Origin of the sequence: Candidatus Frankia nodulisporulans (assembly GCF_902806475.1) — a bacterium.
Lineage (GTDB): Bacteria > Actinomycetota > Actinomycetes > Frankiales > Frankiaceae > Frankia > Frankia umida.
Genome location: NZ_CADCWS010000043.1, coordinates 1 through 23,922, shown reverse-complemented (window position 1 = coordinate 23,922; position 23,922 = coordinate 1). Strand labels below are relative to the sequence as shown.

17 protein-coding genes are annotated in these 23,922 nt (G+C 72.2%); 8 read left to right on the top strand and 9 right to left on the bottom strand.

Translation table 11 applies throughout. The annotated features are described in order from the left end of the window. Window positions 1-311 precede the first annotated feature (311 nt). Complete coding sequence (gene valS / locus G6R24_RS06855; RefSeq protein ID WP_163548318.1) at window positions 312-3,062, top strand: valine--tRNA ligase; 2,751 nt, start codon at window positions 312-314, stop codon at window positions 3,060-3,062. A gap of 239 nt (window positions 3,063-3,301) precedes the next feature. Then, entirely contained in the window at window positions 3,302-4,276 is a 975-nt protein-coding gene (locus G6R24_RS06850; protein ID WP_163548317.1) for a sigma factor-like helix-turn-helix DNA-binding protein, read from the top strand. Here G6R24_RS06850 and G6R24_RS06845 read toward each other — a convergent pair. Continuing rightward, a complete protein-coding gene (locus G6R24_RS06845) occupies window positions 4,246-4,761 on the bottom strand; it encodes a gamma carbonic anhydrase family protein (RefSeq protein WP_163548316.1) in 516 nt (171 codons plus the stop codon). The genes G6R24_RS06850 and G6R24_RS06845 overlap by 31 nt on opposite strands. 98 nt (window positions 4,762-4,859) lie before the next feature. Next, the gene (locus tag G6R24_RS06840; RefSeq protein WP_163548315.1) at window positions 4,860-5,162 is read right to left on the bottom strand and encodes a DUF4235 domain-containing protein; all 303 of its coding nucleotides are present in this window, start codon (window positions 5,160-5,162) and stop codon (window positions 4,860-4,862) included. Between the two features lie 342 nt (window positions 5,163-5,504). Here G6R24_RS06840 and dut point away from each other — a divergent pair, with 342 nt between their 5' ends. The 4 genes from dut (at window position 5,505) to G6R24_RS06820 (ending at window position 8,397) form a co-directional block, all read left to right on the top strand. After that, window positions 5,505-6,128, top strand: coding sequence for a dUTP diphosphatase (gene dut / locus G6R24_RS06835; RefSeq protein ID WP_163548314.1), 624 nt, complete (start codon window positions 5,505-5,507; stop codon window positions 6,126-6,128). Between the two features lie 94 nt (window positions 6,129-6,222). Next, window positions 6,223-6,849 carry a DUF3710 domain-containing protein gene (locus G6R24_RS06830; RefSeq protein ID WP_372512151.1) on the top strand — a complete coding sequence of 209 codons (627 nt, stop codon included), beginning with the start codon at window positions 6,223-6,225 and terminating at the stop codon, window positions 6,847-6,849. Window positions 6,850-7,222: 373 nt separating this feature from the next. Then, entirely contained in the window at window positions 7,223-7,609 is a 387-nt protein-coding gene (locus tag G6R24_RS06825) for an OB-fold nucleic acid binding domain-containing protein (RefSeq protein ID WP_163548312.1), read from the top strand. Window positions 7,610-7,659: 50 nt separating this feature from the next. Further along, on the top strand, window positions 7,660-8,397 hold the full coding sequence (locus G6R24_RS06820; RefSeq protein ID WP_163548311.1) for a DUF3159 domain-containing protein: 738 nt from the start codon (window positions 7,660-7,662) through the stop codon (window positions 8,395-8,397). On the opposite strand, the gene G6R24_RS06815 is transcribed toward G6R24_RS06820, so the two are convergent. Both G6R24_RS06815 and G6R24_RS06810 read right to left on the bottom strand, forming a co-directional pair. After that, window positions 8,398-9,102: a potassium channel family protein gene (locus tag G6R24_RS06815; protein WP_225438210.1), complete on the bottom strand. Its 705-nt coding sequence runs from the start codon at window positions 9,100-9,102 to the stop codon at window positions 8,398-8,400. It lies immediately after the preceding gene. A gap of 93 nt (window positions 9,103-9,195) precedes the next feature. After that, the gene (locus G6R24_RS06810; RefSeq protein WP_163548310.1) at window positions 9,196-9,879 is read right to left on the bottom strand and encodes a potassium channel family protein; all 684 of its coding nucleotides are present in this window, start codon (window positions 9,877-9,879) and stop codon (window positions 9,196-9,198) included. Between the two features lie 190 nt (window positions 9,880-10,069). Between G6R24_RS06810 and G6R24_RS06805 the strand changes: the two genes are divergently transcribed. Next, the gene (locus G6R24_RS06805) at window positions 10,070-12,151 is read left to right on the top strand and encodes an APC family permease (protein ID WP_163548309.1); all 2,082 of its coding nucleotides are present in this window, start codon (window positions 10,070-10,072) and stop codon (window positions 12,149-12,151) included. Then, window positions 12,148-13,182 carry a class I SAM-dependent RNA methyltransferase gene (locus tag G6R24_RS24420; RefSeq protein ID WP_476727350.1) on the top strand — a complete coding sequence of 345 codons (1,035 nt, stop codon included), beginning with the start codon at window positions 12,148-12,150 and terminating at the stop codon, window positions 13,180-13,182. The genes G6R24_RS06805 and G6R24_RS24420 overlap by 4 nt, the downstream gene beginning before the upstream one ends. Here the strand turns inward: G6R24_RS24420 and G6R24_RS06790 are convergent. The 5 genes from G6R24_RS06790 to G6R24_RS06770 form a co-directional block, all read right to left on the bottom strand. Then, the gene (locus G6R24_RS06790) at window positions 13,164-14,576 is read right to left on the bottom strand and encodes a glycoside hydrolase family 26 protein (RefSeq protein WP_225438209.1); all 1,413 of its coding nucleotides are present in this window, start codon (window positions 14,574-14,576) and stop codon (window positions 13,164-13,166) included. The two genes, G6R24_RS24420 and G6R24_RS06790, sit on opposite strands and share 19 nt — an antisense overlap. A 360-nt stretch (window positions 14,577-14,936) precedes the next feature. Beyond that, a complete protein-coding gene (locus G6R24_RS06785; RefSeq protein WP_225438208.1) occupies window positions 14,937-19,751 on the bottom strand; it encodes an alpha-(1->3)-arabinofuranosyltransferase domain-containing protein in 4,815 nt (1,604 codons plus the stop codon). A 16-nt stretch (window positions 19,752-19,767) separates the two neighbouring features. Then, window positions 19,768-21,153 (bottom strand): glycosyltransferase family 4 protein, encoded by a 1,386-nt coding sequence (locus G6R24_RS06780; protein ID WP_163548307.1) that lies wholly within the window; start codon window positions 21,151-21,153, stop codon window positions 19,768-19,770. Next, complete coding sequence (locus tag G6R24_RS06775; RefSeq protein WP_225438207.1) at window positions 21,150-22,769, bottom strand: polysaccharide biosynthesis protein; 1,620 nt, start codon at window positions 22,767-22,769, stop codon at window positions 21,150-21,152. Before G6R24_RS06775 ends, G6R24_RS06780 begins: the two co-directional genes overlap by 4 nt. 197 nt (window positions 22,770-22,966) lie before the next feature. Beyond that, window positions 22,967-23,920 (bottom strand): GDP-mannose 4,6-dehydratase, encoded by a 954-nt coding sequence (locus tag G6R24_RS06770; RefSeq protein ID WP_225438206.1) that lies wholly within the window; start codon window positions 23,918-23,920, stop codon window positions 22,967-22,969. Window positions 23,921-23,922 lie beyond the last annotated feature (2 nt).

The window sequence follows — 23,922 nt, the reverse complement described above, 5'->3', positions numbered from 1 at the left end:
GATCATGGCGTGCCGAGGGTTGTTCGGGATTTCACCCTCCACAGGCCTAACAACCCTCGGCAGGTGGCCTCATAGCCCTCGGCATCGGCCTCGGCATAACCCCCGACATCGACATAACCCTCGACATCGGCCTCGACGTACCCCTCGGCATCGGCATCTGCTTCGGCGCCCGGCCCCGCGCCGACTCTGCCGACTTCGCCGACTCTGCCGACGCGTCGGGGAGGGGGTGGGGACGTCCACGGGGCGAACCGTGGGAGCTCGCGGGGTGGTGGGCGGTCGGGAACGATCGGCGGGCCCGTAGGATCGTTGTCGTGGTTGCAGCAGACGGATCGGACCGATCGACCCGCGGGGTGCCCGCGAAGCCCGCCCTCGACGGCATCGAGGCACGCTGGTCGGCCGTATGGCAGGACGAGGGCACCTATGCCTTCGACCGCACGGCCGAGCGTGCCCGGGTGTACTCCATTGACACCCCGCCGCCGACCGTCTCCGGGTCGCTGCACGTAGGCCATGTCTTCTCCTACACGCATACCGATGTCATCGCCCGTTTCCAGCGGATGCGGGGCCGTGAGGTCTTCTACCCGATGGGGTTCGACGACAACGGTCTGCCCACCGAGCGTCGGGTGCAGAACTACTTCGGGGTGCGCTGCGACCCGTCGCTGCCGTACGACCCGGAGTTCACCCCGCCGGCGAAGCCGGGCAAGGACCAGCTGCCGATCTCCCGGCGTAACTTCGTCGAACTGTGCGAGCGCCTCACCCTCGAGGACGAGAAGGGCTTCGAGGAACTGTGGCGTCGCCTCGGCCTCTCGGTCGACTGGTCGCGCACCTACGCGACCATCGACACGCGTTCGAGGGCCGTCGCCCAGCGGGCGTTCCTGCGTAACCTCGCCCGCGAGGAGGCCTACCTCGCCGAGGCGCCGACGCTGTGGGATGTCACGTTCCGTACCGCCGTCGCCCAAGCCGAACTGGAGGACCGGGAGCGGCCCGGCGCCTACCACACCCTCGCCTTCGCCCGGACGACCCCGCCTTCCGGCACGGCCACCCCGGCCGACAGCAACGGCGACAGCGACGGCGACGGCGACGGCAACGCGGTGATCATCGAGACGACGCGGCCGGAGCTGTTGGCGGCGTGCGTGGCGCTGGTGGCACATCCGGACGACCCGCGCTACCAGCCGCTGTTCGGCTCCACGGTGCGCACGCCCCTGTTCGAGGTCGAGGTGCCGGTGGTCGCCCACCGGCTCGCCGACCCGGAGAAGGGCTCCGGCATCGCGATGATCTGTACGTTCGGTGACCTCACCGACGTCATCTGGTGGCGTGAGCTGCGCCTGCCGACCCGGGCCGTCGTCGGCCGGGACGGGCGGCTCGTCCCCGACGCGCCGCAGGCCATCACCTCGTCCGCCGGGCAGGCGCACTACGCCGAGCTCGCTGGCAAAACGGTGCACAGCGCCCGCACCCGGATCGTCGAGCTGCTCACCGAGTCCGGCGCGTTGCGCGGCGAACCGCGGCCGATCAGCCATCCGGTGAAGTTCTACGAGAAGGGCGACCGTCCCCTCGAGATCGTCACCACCCGCCAGTGGTACATCCGCAACGGTGGACGGGACGAGTCCCTGCGCGCCCAGCTGCGCGGTCGGGGCCAGGAGCTGTCCTGGCATCCGGAGTACATGCGGGTCCGGTACGAGAACTGGGTGGACGGTCTCAACGGTGACTGGCTGATCAGCCGCCAGCGCTTCTTCGGCGTCCCGTTCCCCGTCTGGTACCCGTTGGACGAGGACGGCACCCCGCGTTACGACGCGCCGATCGCCGCCGACGAGGCGGTGCTGCCGATCGACCCGTCCAGCGACGTCCCTCCCGGTTACACCGAGGCGCAGCGGGGCGTGCCCGGCGGGTTCGCCGCCGACCCCGACGTCATGGACACCTGGGCGACGTCCTCGCTGACCCCGCTGATCGCCAGCGGTTGGGGCAGCGACCCGGACCTGTTCGCCCGGGTCTTCCCGATGGACCTGCGCCCCCAGGCCCACGAGATCATCCGGACCTGGCTGTTCTCCACCGTGGTGCGCGCGGAAGCCGAGTTCGGCGTGCTCCCCTGGTCGAACGCGGCGATCTCCGGCTGGATCCTCGACCCGGACCGCAAGAAGATGTCCAAGTCCAAGGGCAACGTGGTCACCCCGATGGCCACCTTGCAGGAACTCGGTTCGGACGCGGTCCGCTACTGGGCCGCCTCCGGGCGCCCCGGCACCGACACCGCCTACGACGTCGGCCAGATGAAGACCGGCCGCCGCCTGGCCATCAAGATCCTCAACGCCAGCCGTTTCGCTCTGGGTCTCACCACCGACCCCGCTGAGGCCGCCGTCACCGGTGCTGATGTCGCCGGTGCCGCCGTTGCGGATGCCGCTGCCGCGACGGGTGGTGCCGCGGCTGCGGAGGTCGATGGGACCGCACCGGGGACGCAGGAGGCTCGGCTGGCGTCCGCGGTGATCGAGCCGCTGGACCGGGCGCTGCTCGCCGCACTCGCCGACGTCGTGGACGCGGCGACCGGCGCGCTCGACGGCTACGACTACGCCCGGGCGCTCGAGCTCACCGAATCGTTCTTCTGGCGCTTCTGCGACGACTACGTGGAGCTGGTCAAGGGCCGCGCCTACGGCTCGTTCGGCGCCGAAGGCGCCGCGTCCGCGCAGGCCACGCTGACGGTGGCCCTCTCGGCGCTGCTGCGGCTGTTCGCCCCGGTGCTGCCGTTCGTCACCGAGGAGGTCTGGTCCTGGTGGCAGACCGGCTCGGTGCACCGCGCCCCCTGGCCGGACGCGGCCGAGATCCGCAAGCTCGCCGACTCCGGCCGTCCCGACCTGTTGGACGCGGTCGGCACGGCCCTCGCCGGTGTCCGCAAGGCCAAGTCCACGGCGAAGGTGTCGATGAAGGCCGAGGTCGCGCAGGCCACCCTCGCCGGTGACACCGACATCATCGCCCTGGTCCAGTCCGCCGCCGCCGACCTGCGCAGCGCCGGCGGCATCCGCGAGCTCATCCTCGCCCCCACCACCGGCGACCTCACCGTCGACGTGACCCTCGCCTGATCCGGCCCCGCCCCGCGGCGGACAGCGGACCCCGTCCGGGATTCGCCTGACGCGATCGCGCGGGGCCGCGTCGGCGGGCATGTCACGTTCGCGCGGGCCCGGTCGTCCTGGGAAGGAGACTGCCAGAGCTCCGGAGGTCCCCATGGCATCGACCGACCCGCCGCCCCGCGTCCCACCCGTGCCAACCGTCCCGTCCGGGGTGGACGTGCCGCCTGGGTCGGACGTGCCGCCCGGGTCGGATGCGACGGGTCGACGCGGACGAGATCGACGATCTGCGTGCCTGGCTGACGGTCGTGGTCTCGCGGTTGTGTCTGGACCAGTTGCGTTCGGCCCGGGTCCGGAGGGAGGGATACGTCGGGCCGTGGCTGCCGGAGCCGCTGGTCAGCTGGCCCGGTGGTGACACGGCCGGTGCCGGTGGTGGTGTCGACGGGCCGCGGGCGGCGTCAGGCGGGTTCGGTGCGGCGGCCGCGATGGCGGCGACCGAGCGGTTCGCGGGCAGCGGCGGCGGGGCGGACGGGCAGGTCGATCCGCCGGATCGGGTGACGCTCGCCGAGTCGGTGAGCATGGCGATGATGGTGGTGCTCGAGGCGCTGAGCCCCGCCGAGCGCACGGCGTTCGTCCTGCATGACGTGTTCGGCTACGACTTCGCCGAGATCGCCGAGGCCACCGGACGCACCCAGGCGGCGGCCCGCCAGCTCGCCAGCCGGGCGCGTCGCCACGTCCGGGACGGGTCGGTGCGGTTCGAACCCGACCCGGGGCTGCGCCGGCGGGTCGCCGACGCCTTTCTCGCGGCCGCGGCCGGCGGTGACCTCGCCGGGCTCACCGCCCTGCTCGACCCGGACGTCATCGTCCGCTCCGATGGTGGTGGTCTCGCCCGGGCGGCCCGTCGTCCGATCACCGGCGCCGACCGGGCGGCCCGGTTCATCGTCGGCATCATCGAGAAGGGCCTGGCCGACGCCGGCCCGCGGGCCTGGACCCGTCCCGTCGAGGTCAACGGCGAACCCGGCTTCGCCTACCACGACGGCACCGCCCTGCGCACCATCGCGAGCCTGCACATCGTGGACGGCCGGATCACCGAGATCAACATCGTGGTGAACCCCGACAAGCTGCGTCACCTCGCCCCCGACCCCTCCCCCCGGGAGGCGGATGGAGGTGGTGGGGCGGGTCAGTCGATGCGGCCGGGTCAGTCGATGCGACGGAGTTCCCTGCGGTAGCGCTGGCCGTTGGCGGCGTAGATCGAGGCGCCGAGGAGCTGGGTCGACGGGTCGTGGCCGGGCACGACCTTGGCCGGGATGCCCAGCGCCCGCGACCGCTCCGGGACCTGGGTGCCGCCGACGACGACGGCACCCGCCCCGACCAGGGCGCCCCGGCCGATCCGCACCTTGTGCAGCACGATGGAACCGGAACCGATCAGGGCGCCGTCCTCGACGACGCACCCCTCCAGATGGGCCAGGTGCCCGACCGTGCAGTCGTCCCCGACGACCGTCGGATACTCGTCGGTGGCGTGGATGACCGTGCCGTCCTGGATGGAGGACCGGGCGCCGATGATGATGCGTCCGTAGTCGCCGCGCAGCACCGCCGACGGCCATACCGTCGACTCGGGTCCGATCGTCACCGAGCCGATCACGGTCGCGTCCGGATGGACGTAGGCCGACGGGTCGATGACGGGGACGGCATCCCCCAGGGCGTACACGGCCATCCGAGCTCCCGGAAACTGTAGGTGTCGACCAGCCCATCCTGCCCATGGCGCCGCCCCGGTGCTGCCGGGGCGGCGCCGGGGCGGTGGGTCTGGTGCGGTCAGTCGGTGTCCAGCTCGGGACGGAGCATGCCGGGGGGCGCCGAGCCGGTGGCCCGGGCCCAGCCGCGGGCCGCGGCGCGCTCGGCCGCGAGGCGTCCAAGGCCGATGGCCAGGCCCGAGATCGCCGCCCACAGGATGGCTTCGGCCAGTGCGGTGTCCGGGTCGGCCGGGTTGACCGGTGGGTCCGACCGGCGGACCTTCTTGTACGCGAGGGTCACCCCGCGGCTGGCCGCCGTCCCGGCGAGCGCGGTCGCAGCGCCGCCCACGACCTTCCAGCCCAGTTTCGATGCCGCCTTCGCCACCCGAACATCCTTCCTCTCGCACCGCGGCCCAGGTGGGCCCGTGCTGTCCATGTCCACGAATGGTGCCGGTTATGCCAGCCCCACGACCCGGGATGGCACCGAGACGGCGTCGATCCGATGCCGGGGTGGCGCCGTACGGTCGCCGTGTCCGTGGCCGGTGCCGTACGGGACATCATCCATCCGCGGGCGGCACCGGTGGCACGGCGGGCCGAGGGACCCGCGGCGCGACGTGCCGGGCGGCGGTGCAGGGGCGGGCGTGAGCGTGGGCCGAGGGTAGGCGGAGGATGGCCTAAGGTGCTGAACCGTAGTACGTCCGGCTATCCCGTACGAGGCAGGAGATCCATGACCGCCACCGAGCCGACCACTGCCGCCCCACCGGGGTGGCACCAGGGCGCGGCCCATCCGGGGCAGGTGTCACCGGATCCGGTGGACGAGCGACCGGGCCGGCAGCCGGGGCGGCCGGAGGCGCTGGGAGGGCTGCCGGGGCAGGTGGAGGTGCTGGTGCGGCGGCTGGACCCGGGGCTTGCCGGCCCGGTGTACGCGCGGCCCTGTGATGCGGGGGCGGACCTGGTCAGCGCGTCGGAGGTGACGCTGGCGCCGGGGGAGCGGGCGGTGGTGGGGACCGGGACGGCGATCGCGCTGCCCGAGGGGTACGCGGCGTTCGTGCATCCGCGCAGTGGGCTGGCCGCCCGGCACGGAGTGACAGTGGTCAACGCGCCGGGAACGGTGGACGCCGGCTACCGTGGTGAAATAAAGGTTGTTCTGATCAACACCGATCCGTCCGAACCGGTGACGTTGCGCCGCGGCGACCGGATAGCGCAGCTTGTCGTCCAGAAGGTCGAACGCGCGCTGTTCCGGGAGGTCGACGAGTTGCCCGGTTCGGTGCGGGGCGCCGGCGGCTTCGGCTCGACTGGCGGGTTCGGGGAGACAGGAAGGGAGACCGCGGGTGTTCGGCCGCCGGCGTAGAGAAGAAGAGTCAGACGACGCGCCGGAGGGTACGCCGAGGTCCGCGACGGGGGCGGCGCACGCCACCAACGGTGCGGATGGGCTCGGCCAGGCCATCCCGGACGTGCCGGACGGCCCGTACGACATCACCGAGTCGCCGCAGGACGGCGTGCACCGACTTGATCTCGGTGCGCTGCGGCTGCCGGCGTTGCCGGGCGTCCAGGTGCAGTTCCAGGTGGAGGAGGCGTCGGGGCAGCCACTGACCGTCGTCGTCACCGACGGGCGTAGTGCGATGGAACTGTCCGTGTTCGCCGCGCCGAAGAGCCGCGGGCTCTGGGACGAGGTGCGCGCCGAGATCCTCGCGGGTGTCGAGGCGTCCGGGGGGAAGGAAGCGGGCGGTTCGTTCGGGCGGGAGCTGCGGATCGCGCTGCCCACCGGGCGGCCGCAGGAGTCCGTGCCCGCCCGGATGATCGGGGTGGACGGGCCGCGCTGGTTCCTGCGGGCCGTGGTGACCGGTGCCGCGGGCAGCGATCCCGGTGCGGCGCCGCTGCTCGAGGAGACGCTGCGCCGGATCGTGGTGGCCCGTGGGGAGGAGGCGATGCCGGTGCGCGATCCGCTGCCGCTGACGTTGCCCCGTGAGGTCGCCGACCATCCGGACGGTCCCGGCGCGCCGGCCACCGCGGCCACCACCGGACGCCCGGCACTGCCCACCCCCGGTGTGCGCACCGCCGAGATTCGCTGACCCGCTCGTCCCACCGCTCCCGCTCCACCGTTCCCGCTCCACCGTTCCCGCTCCACCGTTCCCGCTCCACCGTTCCCGCTCCACCGTTCCCGCTCCACCGTTCCCGCTCCACCGTTCCCGCTCCACCGTTCCCGCTCCACCGTCGGCTGTCGCACCGCAACCGTCGTAATCAGGCGTAATTCCCTGGTAATCCGCAGTAACCGGCTGCACGGTGGGTCACTACCTGGCGGCGGCTCGTGGTGGTGCTGTTCGTTCGTCGGGTTTCGTCGTCGGATCACTCGATTGGGCGGCTGTGCGGGGGCACACTGTGCTTCGGTCGTTCGTTGCAACAGACGTGTCCGGGCAGACCTGCTGGCGCGGGATCGGAGGAGCGGTGGGCGAGCCACGGGGTTGGTGGGGGCGCAAGCTCCACAGGCTGACAGCGGGGGTCAACGAGCTCGACGCCGAGGATCTGCAGGCCGCCGCCGCGGCGGCCGGCGCCGCCCCGGTGAGTCGCTGTCGTGACCGGGATGAGATCTGCGTCGCGGGTACCATCCAGGCGGTGACGGTCCGGGCCGGTTCCGGGGCGCCGAACCTCGAGGTCGACCTGTATGACGGCAGTGGCACCGTGACCCTGGTGTTCCTTGGTCGGCGCAACATCCCGGGCCTGCGGGCCGGTGCGCCGGTGAAGGCATCCGGGCGGGTGACGCTGTCCGATGACCGGCCGACCATCTTCAACCCGCGGTACGAACTGCTACCGGTGTCCTCCGCCAGCGCCTGACCGCGCCGGGCGGTAGGCGTCCGACCGACCGACAGGAATCTCCACCGACGATGCCAGGACTGCCTGCTCCCGAGACCCCGCCGACGACTCTGTCCGAGGCCATCGGCGGGCCACGGGGAATCATCGACAGCTCCCTGCCCACCGTCGCGTTCGTGGCGGTCAACGCGCAGGCCGGGCTGACCGCCGGGATCGTGGTCGCCGTCGTGACCGCCGCCGCGCTGCTGGTGTTGCGGATCGTGCGGCGTGAGCCGGTGCAACAGGCTTTCTCCGGGCTGTTCGCGGTCGGGTTCGCGGCGTTCGTCGCGTCCCGCACCGGGGACGCGAAGGGCTTCTTCCTCCCCGGCATCGCCAAGAACGCCGCGGGTGTGGTGGTGGCGCTGGCCTCGGTGGCGTTGCGCCGACCGGTCCTGGGCTACCTGATGGCCGGGCTCGACCGGCGCTACACCGGTTGGCGTGACGATCCGCGTCAGCGGCGGGCCGCTGCCCTCGCCACGCTGGTGTGGGCCGCCGTGTTCGGGGTCCGGTTCGTCGTGCAGGGCGTGCTCTACCTCGCCGATCAGGACGGCTGGCTCGCCGCGGCGAACATCGCGCTCGGCCTGCCGCTGTTCGGCGTCGCCCTGCTCGCGAGCTTCGCCATCGTGCGCCGCCTCGCACCCCTGCCACCCCAGCCGCCGTCCCCTTCCGACACGTCCGTCGTCGAAGGCGAGGTCATCGCCAGTGACCGGCTGGCCGGCGAGCCGTCCGGGGGGCCGCCAGGGCCGGTCGAGCCGGGGCGTTCCAGGTGCTGATCAGCCGTTGGTGCGCGGGGGCGGGCCGAGCAGAACGGCGAGCTGGTCCTCGGCCTCGGTGCTGGTGACCACGGCCAGCACCTCGTCGCCGGCCTCGAGGGTGGCGTCGGGGGAGGGGATGACGGGGCGTCCGTCGCGCAGGATCACCACGAGGGCGCTGTCGGCGGGCAGTTCGATCTCACCGACGGCCCGTCCGGCGACAGGGGCGTCCGCGGCGAGGGTGAGCTCGACCAGCGAGGCGTCGCTCTGGCGGAACCGCATCAGCCGCACCAGGTCGCCGACGCTCACCGCCTCCTCGACCAGCGCGGTGAGCAGCCGTGGCGCCGACACCGCGACATCAACCCCCCAGGACTCGGTGAACAGCCACTCGTTCTTGGGATGGTTCACCCGCGCCACCACCCGGGGCATCCCGAACTCGGTCTTGGCCAGCAGCGACACCACCAGGTTCACCTTGTCGTCCCCGGTCGCGGCGACCAGCACGGCGTAGTCGTCCAACCCGGCGGCGTCCAGCTGCGCCAGCTCGCAGGCGTCGGCCAGCAGCCACCGGGCGCCGGGCAGCGAGTCCAGGTGGACCTTCGCCGGGTCCCGCTCGATCACGAGGACCTCGGAGCCGTTCTCCAACAGTTCGGCGGCGATCGAGCGGCCCACCTTGCCGGCCCCCGCGATCACCACCCGCCGCCCGGACGGCCGACTCGTCGGCGCCACGGCCGTCGTCGTCGCCGGCGCGCCATCGGTGACCGGTGGGGCGGTGCTCGCTGATGGGGCGGTGTTTGCCGATGGGGCGGTGCTCGCCACAGGTCAGCCCTCCTCGGGGCCGCGGCGCGCGATCGCGTCGGCCTCGGCTGCGCGTGCCTTGACGACGGCCACGTGCAGCACGTCGCCATCCTGGACGAGGGTGCGGCCGTCGGGCAGGATGCCGTCGCCGAACCTGGTCACGCACACCACCCGCACGCCGGCGGCCTCCTCGAGCTCACGCACCCGCCGCCCGACCCAGCCGGGGGCGGGGTTGACCGCGGTGAGCAGCACCGAACCGGACGGGTCCGACCAGACCGGGGTGACCGCCTCGGGCAGCAGCCGACCGAGGATCTGGTCGCGGGTCCAGCGCACGGTCGCGACGGTGGGGATACCCAGACGCTCGTACACCTCGGCGCGGCGCGGATCGTAGATGCGGGCGACGACCCGCTCGACGCCGAACATCTCCCGGGCGACCCGGGCGGCGATGATGTTCGAGTTGTCGCCGCTGGACACCGCGGCGAACGCCGCCGAGCGTTCGATGCCGGCCTCGATCAGGGTGTCCCGGTCGAACCCCATGCCGGTCACCCGCTGACCGGTGAAGTCCGCGGGGAGCCGGCCGAACGCCGCCACGTTCTGGTCGATGACGGCCACCGAATGGCCAAGAAGCTCGACCCCACGGGCGAGAGCGGAGCCGACCCGGCCACAGCCGAGGATCACCACATGCACGAGGCATGACAGTAGCCGCATCCGATCCGCGTGGCGCGAATCCTCCCAGGAACGCTCCGTATGCGGAACCGGGACGGGCGTGCGGCGGGGCCGACAGCGGGGTTCGCTCCGGCGATATGGCTGAGCTGGAGAGCCGCCGGGGCAGTCAGCGGTTATGTGTCCCACGTCACAGTTGTGATCAGCCGCGCGTCATGTCGGTAGCATCCCCCGCGTGGCGCTCACGGACCGGCTGAAGCGCAGCTTCGTCGGTCGACCGATTGGCAGCGACCGACTCGGCGAGACGCTGCTGTCCAAACGAGTCGCGCTGCCGGTGTTCGCCAGCGACGCGCTCTCCTCCGTCTCGTACGCGACGGAGGAGATCCTGCTGGTCCTGTCGCTGGGCGGGCTTGCCTTCTACCACATCTCGCCGTGGCTGGCGGGCGGCGTCATCATCCTCATGCTGACGGTGGTCGCGTCGTACCGGCAGAACGTGCACGCCTACCCCAGCGGCGGCGGGGACTACGAGGTCGCCTCGGTCAACCTCGGCCCGCGCGCCGGCCTGCTGGTGGCCAGCGCCCTGCTGGTGGACTACGTGCTGACGGTCGCCGTGTCGGTGTCCGCGGGCGTGGCGAACCTGATCTCCGCCGTCACCGGGCTCGCCCCGTACCGCGTGGTCATCGCTGTGATCATCGTCGTGGTGCTGACGCTGATCAACCTGCGTGGGGTCCGCGAGTCCGGCACGGCCTTCGCCATCCCGACCTACGGGTTCGTCGCCGGCGTCTTCATCATGATCGTCACCGGGCTGATCCAGGCGGCCACCGGGCACACCCCGCGGGCCGAAAGCGCCGGGTACAAGGTCGTCGCCGAACACGACTACGCCGGGTTCGCGCTGGCGTTCCTCGTGCTACGGGCGTTCGCGTCCGGCTGCACGGCGCTGACCGGCGTCGAGGCGATCAGCAACGGCGTGCCGGCGTTTCGCAAGCCCAAGAGCCGCAACGCCGCGACGACGCTGCTGATGATGGGCCTCATCGCCGTCACCATGTTCGCCGGTGTCACGGCGCTCGCCCTCATCGCGGACGTCCACGTCGCCGAGCACACCAGCGACCTCATCGGTGCCCACGGCGAGCAGCCCACCGTCATCACCCAGGTCGCCGCCGCCGTGTTCGGCGACGGCTCGGTCGGGTTCGTCTACATCGCCACGGTGACGACGCTGATCCTGATGCTCGCCGCCAACACCGCGTTCAACGGCTTCCCGGTGCTCGGCTCGATCCTCGCCCGGGACGGCTACCTGCCCCGCCAGCTGCACACCCGCGGCGACCGGCTGGCCTACTCCAACGGCATCGTGCTGCTGGCGGGCTTCGCGATCCTGCTCATCGTCGTCTTCCACGCCGAGGTCACCCAGCTCATCCAGCTCTACATCCTCGGGGTGTTCATCTCGTTCACCCTGAGCCAGACCGGGATGGTCCGGCACTGGGCCCGCATCCTGCGCGCGGACTCGGGCGACCCGCTGGCCCGGCGGCGCATCCGCCGTTCGCAGGCGATCAACTTCATCGGCGCCTGCCTGACCGGGACGGTCCTCGTCCTGGTGCTCATCACCAAGTTCACCCACGGCGCGTGGATCGTGTGCCTCGCGATCCCGATCATCTTCGTGGGGATGCGGGGCATCCGCGGCCACTACGACCGGGTGGCGATCGAGCTCACCCCCGAACCGGGCCCGCCGACCCTGCCGTCGCGGGTGCGGGGCGTCGTGCTGGTCAGCAAGATCCACGCGCCGACGCTGCGGGCCCTCGCCTACGCCAAGGCGACCCGTCCGCACAGCCTCGTCGCCCTCACCGTCGCCGTCGACCAGGCCGACGCCGACCGGCTTCGCACCGCCTGGCAGGAGCGTGGCATCAGCATCGACCTCGTCGTGCTCGCCTCCCCGTACCGGGAGGTCACCCGCCCGGTACGGGACTACGTCGCCCGGATCCGCCGGGAGAGCCCCCGTGACGTCGTCGCGGTGTACGTGCCCGAGTACGTCGTCGGTCACTGGTGGGAGCATCTGCTGCACAACCAGAGCGCGCTGCGGCTCAAGGCCCGGCTGCTGTTCCAACCCGGAGTGATGGTCACCAGCGTGCCGTGGCAGCTCGCCTCGTCCAGCCGGGTCGAGGGTCGGGTCGAGCGCATCGGCGCCGGTGCCGTCCGCCGCGGCCAGTCCGCGCCGCAGGCACCCGCGTCCACCTCACCTGCCGCGTCCACCTCACCTGCCGCAGCCGCTTCGGCGCCCGCTGCCGCGCCGCCGGCTCCTCCCGCGTCGTCCGGGGAGGGAAAGTGAGCCCTGTCCGGGGGGCGTCGGCCTCGGGGGCGCCCGCGTCGGCGCCGTCGTCGACCGCGCGGCCGGCACGTCCGTCCGAGGTCGGGACGCGGCGGGAACTGACCGTGGGCCAGATCGCCCACGGGGGGTTCTGCGTCGCGCGCGACGAGGGACGGGTGGTGTTCGTCCGGCACGCGCTGCCGGGGGAGCGGGTACTCGCCAGGATCACCGACGACTCCCATGACCGTTACTGGCGGGCGGACGCGGTGGAGATCCTCGAACCGTCCCCGGACCGGGTCCCAGCGCCCTGCCCGCATGCCGGACCGGGCGCCTGCGGCGGCTGCGACTGGCAGCACGCGACACCCGCGGCGCAACGGCGCGGCAAGGCCGAGGTCGTGATCGAGGCCCTGCGCCGTTTCGGCGGTGTGGACGTGGGACCGCTCGTGGTCGAGGCCGTCGCGCCCGAGCCGTCCGGTGTCGAGCCGTCCGGCGGGCTGGATGGGGTGGACGGGCTGGACTGGCGCACCCGGATGCGGTTCGCCGTCACGGCGGACGGGCAGATCGGGCTGCGGGCCAGCCGTTCGCACGAGGTGCTGGCCACCCCGGACTGCCGGATCGCCCATCCGCTGGTCCGCGCCGCGCTCGCCGATCGCCGCTTTCCCGCGGCGGCCGTGGTGGAGGTGGCGGTGAGTCCCGCCTCCGACGCGGTGGCCGTGGAGGTGCACACCGGCGGGGCGCCCGGCGGCGGAACGCGGGTCGGGACGGCGCGCGCCGGCGCGGCGCGCGGGTCGGCGGCGGGGCGCGACGGGGGCGGGGCCGGCGGGGCGGCCGGGGCCGGGGGAGCGGTTTCGCTGGTTGACGGCGCCGCGCAGCACGATCATCCAGACCTCGCCGGTGCACACCGGTCTCACCGACGATCCGTCGGCCGAACTGGACCGGCTGGCCGACCTGCTGCTCGGCGAACCAGGACCCCGCCCGGCGGGGACTCGGGAGATCACGCCCCCGCCGGGTGGGTGAGGCGGACGGTTACCGGTTACCAGAGCTGCGAGTAGCGGACCGCGGCCTGGGGGTTCTGGAACACGCAGTGCGTGGGATCCCCCGGTCGGAACAGGTTCGAACCGACGTTCGGCGGCTCGCAGGTGTTGAAGTAGTTCTCGTAGTAGAAGCCCTTGTCGGCTCGTTCCCGCATCCAGTCCCACATGAACTGGATGTAGTTCGGGTTGTCGCCGGCACCGTTGTCGTCGTTGCCGCTGACGACCCCCCACTCGCCGACGCCGAACAGCTTTCCGTGCTGGCGGGCGAAGTTGTACAGCCAGGTGATGCCACCGGTCTGGTTGGCCTGCTGGTCGAACTGTGCCTGGGTGCGCGAGGGCGGGTAGTGGTCGTAGGCGTCGATGCCGATGATGTCCACGTACGCGTCACCCGGGTAGAGGTCCAGCGGGTTGTGGCTCGCCGGGTTCTGGGAGTAGTGCGCGTTGATGGACCAGTCGAGCAGCGGGTCGGGGCTCGCGGTCGACCGGATGGCGTCGGCGACGTGCCGCCAGCAGTTCACATAGGCGGTCGGATCGCTGCCCGACCACTTGTACCAGTTTCCGTTGGCCTCCCAGGCGATGCGGATGATGGAGTTCTGCCGGCCGGTCTCGTTCAGGGTCTGGCCGAACCGACGCCAGTGCGCGTCGTAGGCACCTGTGGCGCAGGTCTGCAGGGAGGTGTCCGGGGTCTCCGGGAACGGCGGGACGGAGATCACCAGCCGGCCCGGCCAGCCGGCGAAGTTCTGCTCCGTCCAGGACGGTTCGACCATGTTCTGCCAGCTGTCCCGGCTGACGAACACCTGCGACAGGTCGCAGGGGCTGCCCCGGTTGGCGCAGAACGCGTCCACGTCCGCTGGCTGTTGGATCGGGTCGCCGTTGACGCCGGACAGCCACGGCAGGCCCGATCGGTGCGGCGGCTGGGGCGGGCTGTCCAGGATCTCGCGGAAGCTGTCCGCCCGGTCGAAGCCGCTCCAGGTTCCGGTGGAGGGGCTGATGGAACGGCCGACGTTCACGACGAAGGCCGTGTGCGGGCCTTCGGTCAGTACGGAGGAGCGGTAGAACAGGGCCCCGGCCTGGGTGGCCCCGTAGGTGTTCACCGCACGCGGGTTCTTCCCGTCGATGCTGACGGTGATGGCCCCGCCCTGGGGTGAGCGGATTCCGTAGATGTCGATCTGGGAACCGTTGAACCGGATCGCGGCCGTCGCTCCGGCGGCCGTCGAGAAGCGGTAGCTGTTGTTCCTGGTGGCCGGTGCGCACCCGGTGCAGGTCGTCCACAGGTTGACGTAGTTGACCTGGCTGGCGTTGTCCTCGATGGTGCCGTTCTGCACGAACACGGCGAACGCCGGGTTCAGTGAACCGCCCAGAAGAAAGAACGGTGTCATGCAGATGATGGCGGGCAGAATCCAGGCCCGCATGCCACGCTGGCGACGGCGGTGGCTGTGGCTGTGGCCCGGTGGACCCGAGGATCCCCCGGCTCGGGACCGGAAACGGTCCCATCCTCTGGATTCCCGCCGGTGACGTCCCATGGGCGGCGTTGCGTGCGATGTCTCAGTCATTCCCCCGCCTGCTGCAGTCGGTCATCGGTGTAGGAGCGCCGGTGACAGCCAGCCGTTGACGGGGGAATAGTAGGCAGAGAGGAAGATCAATCTTACTCTCTGTATCGAGTGGCGTGGATCGGCGGTGCGGGCAGTCCCGTCTGTCTGGGAATGCCCGCACGATCGACTACGCTGTGTACATGCCCGGCCTGTGTGTCGACCGGGTCGGGTGAGCGGGGGTCAGCGGGTTCCGCGGCGCCGGCCCCGCAGGACGGTCACGAGCTGGTCCGTGGCCAGCAGCAGCACGGCCAGCCAGGAGATCACCGCGACCCGCCCGAAGGACGACACCCAGTCGCCGTTCGTCGGCAGGGTATGGCGATCCTGCACCTCGAGCACGTACAGCGCGCTCACCGTCAGGCACACCGCCGGCCCGACCCGGGTCAGCCAGCGCCCACGCGGGACGAGCAGCGCCACCATGGTCGCCAACGCCACCACCACCCCCGCCGGCACCGAGACGAGCACGGTGGACAGCGCCCCGGCACCGACCGCCGCGGCCACGACGATGCGCGGCCCGACCCGGTCGGACGTGTCGGCGCGCCACGGGTCCAGGGTGGGCAGGTCGGGACGATCCGGGCCGCCGTCGACACCGCGCGACCGGCGCCGCCGAACCCGACGTGTGGTGATCACCAGCAGGGCGAGGAAGAACACGACCGTCACCGCGGACAGCACCAGGCTGTACCGGACGATCCGCTGCGGCGCCCAGGTGATGCTCACGCTGAGCGAGCTCGTGGTCGGGGTGATCCGCCAGCCGTTGGCGTAGCCGTCGATCAGCCGCGGGGCGCCGACGTCCACACCGTTCACCGTCGCGTGCCAGCCCGGTGACAGGCTCTGCCCGAGGACCAGCCAGAACGGGGTCGCCGGCTTCGCACCGGTGATGGTCGCCTGGTAGGAGGTCGCCGACGTCGAGCGCACGTTCACCTGCGGTTCGGTGGCCGTGCGGGCAGTCGCCGTGCTCTGCCCGGCGGGTGTCGTCCCGGTGTCACCGGCACCCAGCCACGGTCCGCCGCCGGCGTCGGAGGCGAACAGCAGCCGATCGAGGTCGAAGCCGAGCCCGGCGCCGTCCCCGGTGCGCACCACATGCTTGCCGGGGCCCAGGGTCAACGCGCCACCGCAGGTCGACACGCGTAGTCCGAGCCGGCTCACCGCGTCCGTCGTGGAACCGTCGACCCGCACGCCGACCGGCTGGCCGTCGACGCTGAGCAGGTCGTACCGGCAGGTCCCGGGCAGCTGCGCGGGCAGCGCTGGGCTTGCCGCCAGCCCGGGCAGGCCGATCTCGGCGATGCCGACGGGCATCGCCAGCGACGAGCGGCTGATCGGGTCGAGGCTGGTCACCGTGCGGGTGTCCTCGACGACGAACCGCCAGTTGCTGCCGGTGGTGGCGGGGAAGTTCAGGGTGACCTGCCGGGTGCCGCCCCGCTGGTCGGTGTCACTGACCGGCGCCACGGCGACCGATCCGACGGCACGACCGTCGACGATCAGGCCGATCCGGGTGGGCACCGAGTGCCGGCCGTCCGCGACCAGCGCCATCGTCGCCGACGACGCGGTGACCGGGGTCGGGGCCGCGACCTGGATCCACGCGCCGTCCTGCGCGCCGATGCCGGGGCTCCACACGGTGCTCTGATCGCCGTCGAAGGCGCTGGACGCCCGGTCGGCGATCGCGCCCGGTAGCCGTCCGGACGAGGTGACCACCGGCAGGGTCGGCGCCCGGCCCAGGGTCTGGTCGAGGGCGGCGTCCGAGGCGTAGGCGGACACGCGCGCGGTGCCGGTGAGGGCGAAGGTCCGCGCGGTCGGCAGGTCGAACGAGCGGACGATCACTGACTCGGTGTCGGACTTGAACGGTTCCGCCGGGTTGGCCCGGTCCCGCGACATCTGCAAGGCGAGCCGGTGGCTCAGCGACGAGGCACCGGCCGCGGTGAGGGTGTCGCTGGGCATCTCCAGCACCTCGTCGGCGGTCAGCGCCTTCCCGTCGGCGCCGGGAATGTCGACCTCGGCGAAGCCGACGGCGGACACCCCGTCGTAGGTGCGCTGGCGGCCGGTGTTCGTCCCGTCCACCCGAATGCGCAGGGTGCGAAACGAACGACTGGAGAAGCTGACCGTCTGGCCGGCCTCGGTGCGCGAGGACGGGTCGAGGTCGACGGTGACCGGACTGCCGCCGTCGAACGTCAACGTCACCCGGGTGATCCACCGGTTACGCGGCCCGGTCAGCGGCTGGACGAGGCGGATGTGGTCGGCGGTGGTCGGGGTGGCCAGCGTCGCCTGCCACTGCTCGCCGGTCGGGTCGGTGAAGGCGCCGACCCGCCAGGCGGTGCTCGGATCGCCGTCGATGCCGCGGGTCGGCCGGTCCCACGGCGCGTAGGAGAACGTGTTGCCGTAGTTGGACGCGGTGACCGCGGCGATCCGCGCCGGGGTGCCGGGCGCGGTCAGCGCCATCGTCGTCTCGTTCGCCGTCGTCTCGCCGGGGAACAGTTCCAGCCGGTTGTCATTGGGGTCCCGGGTCAGCGGGGCGACACCGGGCTGTTCCACATAGCCGAAGTTCTCCCGCACACCCGTCCACCGTTCGGCCCGCAGCCGGTTGGTGTCGGAGACCAGCAGGTCCGCGCCGTCGGCGAGGGCCTGCGTCAGTTCCTGCGGATGGGCGGCGAGTTCGGGGGCGTAGAGGATCGCCCGGTGGTCGGCGACCGGGTCGGCGAGCAGCCCCGAGGCCGCCGCGTCCACCAGCGCCTCCGCGTTGCCGCTGACGACCAGCGGACGGGTGGTGCTGGCGGTGCGCAGCGCCGGTCGGGTGGCGGAGACGGGGAAGTCGGCTAGGGCCGGCGGGTCGGCCACCGCGGTCCGGGTGCCGAGCGTGATCTCGTCGGTGAACGGGATACCCGGGTCCTCGGCGACCGGCGGGCCGAACGTCGTCGGGGTGCCGAGACCGTCGGGAATCCTCGAGGTGAACAGATCCCAGGTGGTGCGCGGCCGCGGGCTGCGATAGCGCTCGTAGGCCAGGTTGCTGCGCAGCACCACGTCGCCCGCGCCGATGAGCCGGGCCAGGTCCGGGATGGCGGCGGTCTCGAGCACGCCTTCCTGGAGCCGGCGGTCGAGCGCGCGGACGAGGTCGACGCTGCCGGCCTCACCGTAGGGGATCAGTTCCCGTACGACCAGCGGACGGTCCATCAGCCCTTCGGAGACCGGGTCGAGGGTGCTGCCCCAGCGATAGTGGGAGAAGTCGGCGCCGGGCAGTTCCAGCACGCGGGTGTCGCCGCCCTTGGCGTCCAGCGCCTTCGCCAGCTCCGTCTCGTACGACGGGACGTTCTCGGGCCGTACCAGCAGCCGGTCGACGAACTGCCCCTGGAACAACGGCAGCATGTTCACCATGATCAGGACGATCACGGCGCCCAGCGCGATCCCGGGCACCGCCGGGCGCCAGCGACGCGCCGACCGGTTCGCCCCCCGCCGGCGGCCACCCTCGGCCCGGAGACGGGGGTACGGGTCGGCGCAGCGTTGCTCGAGCGCGGCGAGACCACCGGCGAGCAGCACCGACAGGCCGAGCACCACCATCGGTACGGCGCGCGGCAACGAGCGCAGCGCGAGCCCGGCGGTGGAACCCTCCGCGAAGTCCTTGAACAGCCTGCCCCACGGCGAGGGATCGTCGTACGGGTAGACGCCGACGGCGATCGTCGTGCCCAGCAGGATCAGCGCGACGAAGTAACCGCGCTGCCCCCAGCGCACGGCGGACGCGGCGACCAGAGCGAGGATCGGCAGCGCGAAGCTGATCACGATCAGCCACAGGGCCTGTGTGTACCGGGTGGCCGGGCCGATCCAGGGTCCGAGCGCGTCCTGACCGTAGAAGAACCAGTTACCCAGGCCGCGCAGCACCTCCGAGGCCTGCGAACTGCTCGCCACCGTCTCGATCGTCTCGGTGAAGGCGAGCACGTTGAGGCCGTAGCCGGCCTGGACGTACAGGCCCGCCATCCACCACGCCGAGGTCACGCAGATCGCCAGCACCGCCCGGACGCTCATCCCGACGGCCGCGCCCCACCGCACCTCGCGGGTGCCCCACACCGCGAACGGTATCCACAGCAGCGGCGCGAACAGAATGAAGATCAGGCTGGACGCGTTGATGCTGCCGATCGTCGTGACGACCAGGGCGAACGCCGCCGGAAACCGCCAGCCGGTCGGCCGCCAGCCGGCCCGTCCCCCCTCGGCCTCCCGCAGCCCCCGGACGGTGATCCCGATCAGCCAGCCGAGCCCCGCGTAGGGCAGCAGGATCGCCGAGATCCGCACCTCGTACTCCAGGACGTACGGGGACAGCATGTAGCCCAGCGCCGCGACGAAGGCGAACCGGTCCGGCCACCGAAACGACCGCAGCAGGAACAGCACCCCGGCGCCCGCGCCGAACAGGATCGACCCGGTCCACAGCCGCTGCGCCACCCAGTCGGGCAGCCCGACGACCTGGGCCACCCAGTAGAACAGCCCCTGGGGGTACAGATAGCCGATGTTCTGGTGGGTGACGGTGCCCATGCCGATCGCCGGGTCCCACATGGACACGGCCCGACGCAGCATCCGACCCGGATCGAGGTACAGGTACGCCTTGGTGTCCGCGCCGATCTTCCCGGGTGCGGTGGCCAGCAGCGGCAGGTAGACCACCGCCGCGAGCACCACCGGCGGCCACGACGGCCAGAACCGACCGGTCGGCCACCGCCGCCGGGTCGGCCCGCGCCGCCCGCCCGCCCGGGCAGTGTCGTCGCCCGGGTGGTGATCCGCGCCCACCGCCCCGCCGCTGGCCAGCGCGTCATCGCCGGTCAGCGCCTCATCGCCGGTCAGAGCGTCATCGCCGGTCAGAGCGTCATCGCGGGCCAAGGCGTCATCGCGGGTCAGGGCGTCATCGCGGGTCAGGGCGTCGGGTGCGCGCCGGGTGGGGACGTCGGCGCCGCCGGCCGGGTGTGGGGGGTCGGCGGGCTGGCCGTGGGCGTCCGGGCCGGGGGCGCCGGACGAGGTAGTCAGGCTCACGCCGCGACCGGGCGGTTCACCGGCGCCGGCCGGCGGCGGAACCGTCGGCACGGCGCTGGCAGGCGGCCTCGCGGACCAGTGCGGCGAACGTGGCGCGGGCGGTCTCCGCCCAGGTGAAGGTCGCGGCGTGGGCGAGCGCGCCGGCGGCGAGCCGGGCGTGCAGCTCGCGGTCGGTCAGCACGCCCGCGAGTGTGCGGCCCAGGTCCGCGGGCTCCACGAGCAGACCGGTCTCGCCATCGATGACCGCGTCGGTGTGCCCGGCGATCCGGGTGGCCACCGACGGGACCCCGCAGGCCGCCGCCTCGGTGATCGTCATGCCCCAACCCTCCCGGGCGGAGGCCGAGGTCAGCACCCAGGCACGCCGGTAGAGCGCGAGCAGTTCGGCGTCATCGACCCGGCCGATGAGCCGCAGCCACTGCCCGGCACCCGCCGCGGCGATCTTCTTCTCGAGTTCGGGTCGCTCGTAGCCCTCGCCGACGATCACCGCTTCCATCGTCGGATGGTCCTGCCGGGCCCGCAGCAGCGCGTCGATGAGGACGCCGAACCGCTTCACCGGCACCAACCGTCCGACCGAGAGCACCAGCGGATGCGGTGACCGCTCGCCGGCGGGGGTGTAGGCCGGGTCGATACCCGGCGGCACGACGGTGATGTTGCGCGGCGGCAGACCGAGCAGATCGATGATCTCGTGCCGGGACGACTGGGACAGCGTGAGGATGCGGGTCCGCCGGTACATCGGCGGGGCCACCCGGAACTCGACGGTCTCCCCGATCCGCGCGAGCTTCGGGGAGAGCACCATCCGCCACATCTCGGCGTGCACATGGTGCAGGAACACCACCCGCGGGCAGCGGGCCCACACGGGCGAGAAGAACGGCATGCCGTTCCAGATCTCGACCAGACCGTCCCAGGGGCCGGTCCGACCCATCGCCCCGGACAGCGCCGTGCGTGGGAACACCGAGTAGCGGCCCGCCTTGCGCACCACCGAGTAGCCGTTGCGCTGGACGGACTCGGGTCGTCCGGGTGCCATCGCCGTGCGCAGGCTCACGTCGATGCCAGCCTGCGCCCAACGCTCGGCGACCTTGTCGGCGTGCAGCTCCGAGCCACCGGACTCGGGATTGTCCAGGTCCCGCCAGGCCAGCACGTGGACTCGACGCATCCCCGAGGTCTCGACGAGTTCCGCGAGGCTCGGTGGGCGCCCCACCACGGCCTCGATACTCGGCGCGCCCAGCTGCTGGGTCAGCAGGCTCGGCGCGACCTGCGAGCCGGCCGTGCCCGAGGACGGCAGGACCAGCCGGGCCGGGGTCGGCGCCAGGGCGGCGTTCGGGTCCGGCGCGTGGTTCGGGTTCAGGGTGCTGTTCGGGCCACCGGTGCTGTTCGGGACCCGTCCGTTACGTGAAGCGGTCATGCCTGCACCATCCGTCCAGCCGGTCGACCCGTTGCCTCACGGGCCGTACGTCGGGCCGCGGCCAACACCGACAGGCCGGTGACCACGGCGAGCACCGCCTGGCAGGCGAGATCCGCCCGGGCGGTCGCCGCCGGGTCGCCGTCGGCCCACCACAGCAGGGGGACGGTGACGGCGGCGGCCAGCGCCAGCGCCAGCAGGACGCCACGCTCGCCGAGGGCGAGCAGATAGTGGGTGAACAGCACGGTAGCTCCGAGACAGGTCATCGCCGCGGCCAGGGGAAACAGGGCGCCGGAGGCGTCGGTGAAGCGGGACCCGAAGGCCAGCGCAAGAAGTGTGTCCGGTGCGACGAGCGCGGCCGTGAGCAGCCCCGCTGCCGGTACCAGCAGTATTGCAATCGTTGCACCCAGTTGGTGCAGGGCGTGCTGTCCGAGATGTCGCCGATCGGCCGTCTCCGGTAGCAGGAAGCCCGCCAGCACGACCGTGGCCAGCACCAGGACCTTGCTGGCCACGGACACGGCCGCGTACGACCCCGACCGGCCGGGCGCCAGCCGTCCCTGCATCAGAACGTCGACGTTCTGCAGTACTGCCAGCAGTCCGAGCGCGACGAGCGCCGCCCCGACCTCCACCGCCAGCCGCCGGGACGCGACGCCCGCCGTGGGTGCCCGCCCCGTGTCGGGCGTGGATTCGCCGGCCACCGGGACGGACTCCGCCGCGAACGACGTCTTGCCGGGGATGATCCCGTCGGGGCACGCCAGTTCGGGGGACGTCCGTTCGGCGACGGCCGGCGTGGGGGACGCCAGCGCGGGGACGCCGGGTGCGTCGGGGGAGCCGGGCGGGTCCGGTCGGGGCATGCCCAGCGCCTGCGGGTGGCGGGCCAGCGCCCGGCGGGTGTGCAGCAGTGCCGCGCACACCCCGCACAGGACGCCCATCGCCGCCCCGGCCTCGGCCAGGCCGCCCAGGACCAGACCGATCGTGACCGCGGTCTTGACGCCCGCGTCCACCAGCAGGTTCGCGGCCAGTGCCCCGTACTGTCGGGCGCACTGGAGCAGCCCGCGGTCGACGCACAGCAGGCACCAGGCCGCCCCGGCGATGATGATCTCGGCGATGCCGCCGGGGCCCGGCAGGGACAGCTCGTGCGCCACCGCGCCGCGTCCCGCGACGGCGAGCACCGCGACGACCAGCACCGTGGCCACCCCGGCCCGGCGAATGCGGCGTACCCAGCCGTCCAGCAGGTCGGGGCGACCGGTGTGCTGCCAGATCGTCACCCGGCGCACCACGCCGACCAGCAGCGCGCTGCCGGGCATCGACACGACGAAGAACACCGCGATGAGCTGGGCGACCGCGCCATAGGAGCGGGTGCTCATCTGGCGGGCGATGACCAGGGTGACGCCGAGGTTCGCGACGTTGGCCAGCAGCCCGGCCGCGGCGAGCGGGACAGCCCCGCGCAGCGACCCACCGCGCCGGGCATCCCCGGCGGCGGTCCCGGACCCGGCTCCGGCTGGTGTCGCCGGGGCGGTCGCGGTGGGGTCTCCCGCGGGCAGGTCGCGGTCGGCGGGTGGCGGGCCGCCCGCCGGCGCGGCGCCGCCCGCCGTCACCGCTGGCGCGTGCCGGGTCATCGCGGTACACCCCGGCGACGGACCGTTCGGTGCTGACGGACTGCTCCGCGGCAGCAGACGGCTCTGCGGCAACCCACGCGGGCGTCCTGCCCGGCGGACCAGCGGGGACAACCGTGGCCGCACCCGCTTCACCCCCGTGACCGGCCACTTCACCCCGATGGGGGTGGTCGGCGGCGTCCGGCGCCCGGGGGAGAGGTTCACCTGATCGTCAGGGCCTTGTCGGACGAGTCGGACTCGAGGGCGAGGTCGTTGTCGACCATCATCGCGACCAGCTCCTCGAAAGCCACCCGAGGCTGCCACCCCAACACCTCCCGCGCCTTCGACGCATCCCCCACCAGCACATCCACCTCCGCCGGCCGGAAGAACCGCGGATCCTGACGCACCAACCCCGACCAGTCCGCTATCCCCACCCGCCCGAACGCCGCATCCAACAACTCACGAATACTATGCGTCTTCCCCGTCGCCACCACATAGTCATCCGGCGACTCCCGCTGCAACATCAACCACATCGCCTCCACATAATCCCCCGCGAAACCCCAGTCCCGCCGCGACTCAAGATTCCCCAGCGTCAACGAATCCTGCAACCCCAGCGAAATCCGCGCCACCGCCCGCGTCACCTTCCGCGTCACGAACTCGATACCCCGCCGCGGCGACTCGTGATTGAACAGCAACCCCGAACACGCAAACGCACCGTACGACTCACGGTAGTTCACCGTCAGATAATGACCGAACGTCTTCGCCACCCCATACGGCGACCGCGGATGAAACGGCGTCGTCTCCCGCTGCGGCGTCTCCCGCACCTTCCCGAACATCTCCGACGACGACGCCTGATAGAACCGCACCCGCGACATGTCGTTACCACCCGCGATCCGCAACGCCTCCAACAACCGCAACACCCCCATCCCCGTCGTCTCCCCCGTCAACTCCGCCTGCTTCCACGACAGTCCGACGAACGAGATCGCCCCAAGATTGTACACCTCGTCCGGCTGCGAGATCTCCACCGCACCGATCAACGACGACAGATCCGTCAGATCCCCCTCCAACAACACCACCCCCGGCACCACCCGCTCCACCACCGCCACCTTCGGGTTCGACTGCCCCCGAACCAACCCGAACACCTCATAACCCTTCGCGGTCAACAACTCACCCAGAT

Bases quoted from the DNA above. Each gene is read 5' to 3' on its own strand.
- G6R24_RS06850 (WP_163548317.1), top strand. From the start codon at position 3,302: ATGCGACGGGTCGACGCGGACGAGATCGACGATCTGCGTGCCTGGCTG.
- G6R24_RS06845 (WP_163548316.1), bottom strand. From the start codon at position 4,761: ATGGCCGTGTACGCCCTGGGGGATGCCGTCCCCGTCATCGACCCGTCG.
- dut (WP_163548314.1), top strand. From the start codon at position 5,505: ATGACCGCCACCGAGCCGACCACTGCCGCCCCACCGGGGTGGCACCAG.
- G6R24_RS06775 (WP_225438207.1), bottom strand. From the start codon at position 22,769: ATGACCCGGCACGCGCCAGCGGTGACGGCGGGCGGCGCCGCGCCGGCG.
- G6R24_RS06780 (WP_163548307.1), bottom strand. From the start codon at position 21,153: ATGACCGCTTCACGTAACGGACGGGTCCCGAACAGCACCGGTGGCCCG.
- G6R24_RS06790 (WP_225438209.1), bottom strand. From the start codon at position 14,576: ATGCGGGCCTGGATTCTGCCCGCCATCATCTGCATGACACCGTTCTTT.
- G6R24_RS06820 (WP_163548311.1), top strand. From the start codon at position 7,660: ATGCCAGGACTGCCTGCTCCCGAGACCCCGCCGACGACTCTGTCCGAG.
- G6R24_RS06810 (WP_163548310.1), bottom strand. From the start codon at position 9,879: ATGCGGCTACTGTCATGCCTCGTGCATGTGGTGATCCTCGGCTGTGGC.